Here is a 1,045-nt window from a genome sequence, read left to right as displayed (position 1 = left end):
GCAAGCAGCGGCAGCCCGGCGAGTATGCCAGCGGCCAGAGCCCGGTGCGACCCGCTTGCACTGCGCGCGCCGCAGGGCTAACCTGCAATGCGGCACCACCGCTGACCTGAGTCTTGAATTGGGAGAACCCACTATGACCACCAATTACCACGCCCCGCACTTCGACCCCACCGTGGACGAGCTGGAAACCTTGAAGCAGCTCGAAATGGGCGCGCTGGTGACCACGCCCGAGGCGCTCAAAGAACATATGTCGGGCCGCTTGGTGGAACGTGGCTACATCGGTAAAAACAGGTCGGGCGAACTGGCCATCACGGAATCAGGCCGACAATTGATTCGCAGGCAGGACAACTAATGCGGTTTCGCATTCCATCGGCAAGGTGAGCACCTTGTGAAGAGCCGTGCGCGCGGGGCGGCTCTGTCTCTTTGAACGAAATTTCGCACGAGAGCCTGTCATGGTTGCGGCGTGAGGGCCGCAACCCATTCGGTTCAACCAGAGGTTGTTTTTACGTGCGGGGATCGCGGATCACCCGGGCGGGGTTTCCGTAAAGAATGATGACTTTGTCATTCTCTTGGAAGCGAGGCTCTGACCCTTGGGTGACTGTTAGCAACGTGCCGTTGGAAGTGGAAACAACGTATTCCATGCCAGGTTGCCGAGCACCATTTTGCTCGATAGCCGATCCGACCAATGCCCCTGCCACAGCGCCGCCAACGGCTCCAAGCGCATTTGCTCTTGTGCCGCCACCAATGCTGGACCCCGCGACAGCGCCAGCCACGCCACCAACAGATCCGCCAGTGCCTGTATTCGTGTTGATGGTCACAGGGCGCGCGCTGATGATGGTTCCCGGAACGCTTCTGTTCACTTGGCCAACTGACCCCACGGAGTACGTGCTTGGGTCTGTCGTGTTGGCGCACCCGACAAAAGCCAAGGAAATCGCCAGGATTGCGAGGCGCGTCATTGCGGCTTCTCGTTAGGGAACATTGGTCTTTTCACGTCAACAGTTTCGATGGCTTGTAAAAACTGCTTGATGTTGTTTTGCGCAGCCCT

2 protein-coding genes are annotated in these 1,045 nt (G+C 58.7%); one reads left to right on the top strand and one right to left on the bottom strand.

The window, feature by feature from the left end:
* The first annotated feature begins 133 nt into the window (after positions 1–133).
* Positions 134–352, top strand: coding sequence for a hypothetical protein (locus QZH66_RS16840; RefSeq protein WP_305807004.1), 219 nt, complete (start codon positions 134–136; stop codon positions 350–352).
* Positions 353–503: 151 nt separating this feature from the next.
* On the opposite strand, the gene QZH66_RS16835 is transcribed toward QZH66_RS16840, so the two are convergent.
* Positions 504–956, bottom strand: coding sequence for a glycine zipper 2TM domain-containing protein (locus QZH66_RS16835; protein WP_305807003.1), 453 nt, complete (start codon positions 954–956; stop codon positions 504–506).
* Positions 957–1,045: the final 89 nt, after the last annotated feature.

The sequence above is a fragment of the Stenotrophomonas sp. YIM B06876 genome (assembly GCF_030711595.1).
In the GTDB taxonomy this organism is placed as follows: domain Bacteria; phylum Pseudomonadota; class Gammaproteobacteria; order Xanthomonadales; family Xanthomonadaceae; genus Stenotrophomonas.
This window is presented reverse-complemented; position numbering and strand designations above follow the sequence as displayed.